Origin of the sequence: Kitasatospora sp. NPDC093558 (assembly GCF_040683475.1) — a bacterium.
Taxonomy (GTDB): Bacteria; Actinomycetota; Actinomycetes; order Streptomycetales; family Streptomycetaceae; genus Kitasatospora.
Genome location: NZ_JBFBDY010000787.1, coordinates 1 through 2,597, shown reverse-complemented (window position 1 = coordinate 2,597; position 2,597 = coordinate 1). Strand labels below are relative to the sequence as shown.

At 66.7% G+C, this 2,597-nt stretch carries 4 protein-coding genes; 1 reads left to right on the top strand and 3 read right to left on the bottom strand.

What is annotated here, in order from left to right; translation table 11 throughout:
• Positions 1-505 (bottom strand): cupin domain-containing protein (locus AB0O00_RS35220; RefSeq protein ID WP_363658782.1); only part of this gene is annotated, 505 nt, incomplete at its 3' end.
• Between the two features lie 82 nt (positions 506-587).
• Between AB0O00_RS35220 and AB0O00_RS35215 the strand changes: the two genes are divergently transcribed.
• On the top strand, positions 588-1,226 hold the full coding sequence (locus AB0O00_RS35215; protein WP_363658781.1) for a TetR/AcrR family transcriptional regulator: 639 nt from the start codon (positions 588-590) through the stop codon (positions 1,224-1,226).
• 78 nt (positions 1,227-1,304) lie between these two features.
• On the opposite strand, the gene AB0O00_RS35210 is transcribed toward AB0O00_RS35215, so the two are convergent.
• Both AB0O00_RS35210 and AB0O00_RS35205 read right to left on the bottom strand, forming a co-directional pair.
• Complete coding sequence (locus tag AB0O00_RS35210; RefSeq protein WP_363658780.1) at positions 1,305-1,490, bottom strand: DUF397 domain-containing protein; 186 nt, start codon at positions 1,488-1,490, stop codon at positions 1,305-1,307.
• Between the two features lie 2 nt (positions 1,491-1,492).
• Complete coding sequence (locus AB0O00_RS35205) at positions 1,493-2,365, bottom strand: helix-turn-helix transcriptional regulator (RefSeq protein ID WP_363658779.1); 873 nt, start codon at positions 2,363-2,365, stop codon at positions 1,493-1,495.
• Between the last annotated feature and the right edge of the window lie 232 nt (positions 2,366-2,597).

Sequence of the window (2,597 nt, the reverse complement as noted above, 5' to 3'; positions counted from 1 at the left end):
GCGGGGTCAGGCCGTACCGCGCGATGACGTCGGGCAGCCAGTCGGGTTGCCCGAACTGGAGCCCGTACTTGGCGGCGAGCGCCGGTATCGCGTCCTCGGTCGGCGGAGGCCCGTCGGCGAGCATCTCGGCCAGTTCGCGGAAGCAGTGCTCGAAGCCGGCCGGACTGATGATCTCGATCATCCGGGCCGGGACAGGACCGGCGTTCCACATCGTGTGCAGCTCCCCGCGCGGCTTGGTGATGTAGCCGCCGGCACCCAGGACAACTTCGCGGTCGCCGGACCGGAAGCCGATCTCGCCCTCGGTGACGATCGAGTATTCGTCCTCCCGGGTGTGCAGGTGCGGCGGCACCAATGCCCCGACCGGGAAGGGGTGTTCGACGACGGAGACCGCGCCGTTGGTGTCGGCGCCCCACAGTTTGAAGGCGACCCCGATCGAGCCGAGGTAGCCCTCACCTCCCTCGCCGGGGCGGACGATGGTGAGTGGCGGGGCCAGTGGCTCTGTCATGGCGATCACTCCTCCACGCAATTTGGAGATACACTGGCGTTCTCCTAAAAAGTCTCCGCCTCGGATCGCAGGGCGTCAACAGGTGAGTGAACAGCAGCGTTCATCGAAAACGCGTGGCTACGAGATGCGCAAACGCGCCGAGGACATGGGCCGGACGCGACAGCGCATCGTCGAGGCCGCCGTGCATCTGCACGGCACCGCGGGCCCGGCGGCGACGAGCATCGCGGCGATTGCCGAGCGTGCCGGAGTCACCCGGCTGACCGTCTACCGGCATTTCCCCGACGAGACCGCGCTGTTCCAGGCGTGCTCGGGGCACTGGCTGTCGCAGCAGCAGCTGCCCCAACCCGAGGCGTGGGGCGTGATCGGGGATCCGGTCGACCGGCTGACGGCCGGGCTGGCCGACCTCTACCGCTTCTACCGTGCGGGCGAGCAGATGCTGACGCTGGTCAGCCGCGACCTGCACGCGGCGCCCGACTCGATTCGCAAGGCCTGGGAGGCCAGGAACAGGCGCTATGTGGAGGTGCTGGCCGACGCGTGGCCCCCGACGGATGAGCCCGCCCGGCGGGCAGTGATCGGCCATGCAGCAGCATTCTCGACCTGGTGTTCTCTCTGCCGCGAGCAGGGGCTGACGGACCGTGAGGCGGTCGAGGTCATGGTCACGCTGGTGGGAGCGGTAAGTAACCGACCCGGTCACAAAGCGGAGCCGCATGCTCGTTACTGACCCACGCTCCCAGGGCGCGCTCCGACGGTACGCCGACGGCCCATCGCTGCCTGGCGATGGGCCGTCAGGAGGCCGATTTCAGACCTCGACGCTCGCGGCGAAGTCGACGAACGCCTTCCACGCCGCCGGCTCGAACACCAGCTGCGGGCCGGTCTTGTCCTTCGAGTCGCGCACGTGGACGACGCCGGGGGTTTCGGCGATCTCGACGCACTGGGCACCTTCGTTGCTGCTGTAACTGCTCTTGAACCACGCCAGCTCGGCCATGTTCACCGCTCTCCCAGGATCATCTCGATCAAGGCCAGGGACTCCCTCATGGTGAGCGCCTGCCCCCTGAGGGTGCCGTATCGTGCAGCCATCTTACGGACTTCTTCGGGATCCGTGATCAACCTGTTGACGTGCTGCACCTCCACATACGCGATCGGCAGGCGTCCGGGTGGTGTGAGTACCGTGAACGAGCCACCCATGCCGGCGTTTTCCGTCCGGCTGAGGGGCATGACCTGCAATTCCAGGCCGCGAATCTCGGCGACCTTGAGCAGGTGGCGTAGCTGCTCCTGGTGGACATCCCAGCCACCCAGAGGGCGACGCAGGATGCTCTCGTCAATGACCCAACTCATGACCGGGAGCGGCCACTTTGTGAGGATCTTCTGCCGCGTCATCCGCGCGGCCACCCACTCATCGATTTGCTCCACCGAGAGCCAGGGCCTACGCATGTCGTACAGCGCTCGGGCATGACCCTCTGTTTGGAGGAGTCCTGGGATTTGAAGGCTGTTGTACTCGTGGATCTCGATCGCCTTTGCTTCTTCGGACGTGAAAGCCTTCGAGAACGCCGGGTGCCGCGTGCTGACCCGGATCTTCGCCTTCATCACGTCCTCGGCGACGACCTTCAGCGCGCCGCCGGCCTTCACGACGTCGTCCACCGCCGCGAGGAACTCCACCCTCGGGGTCCGCATGCCGCGCTCGACCGCTCCGACCTGGTCCTCGCTGTACCCGATCTTCACCGCCATCTCGCGCTGCGTCAGGCCGGCGCGCTCCCGGAAGAGCTTGATCAGCTTCCCGACCGCGCTGTAGAACTCCCCGACCCCGTCGGAGTTCTCCACCGTCTCGCCGTCGTCGAAGACCGTCTTCTCGACGCCGCTCATGGCCATCACCCGCCCCTGCCGCACTTCTCGACCGATTGATCCGGGCTCACCCGTCAGGCAAACCCTCCGCATCCGCACACAAACTCTCCGTGTTCGCTGCGGTCGTGGTCAGCGTACGTCGCAGCCGTCACGCTTTCACCCATGACGACCGAAATCCCCCTCGACAACCCCCGCTCCCACACCTCCGTTCTCACCGCCACCCCCAAGGGTGCGGCGATCGGACGCCGCATCG

Bases quoted from the DNA above. Each gene is read 5' to 3' on its own strand.
- AB0O00_RS35205 (WP_363658779.1), bottom strand. From the start codon at position 2,365: ATGAGCGGCGTCGAGAAGACGGTCTTCGACGACGGCGAGACGGTGGAG.
- AB0O00_RS35210 (WP_363658780.1), bottom strand. From the start codon at position 1,490: ATGGCCGAGCTGGCGTGGTTCAAGAGCAGTTACAGCAGCAACGAAGGT.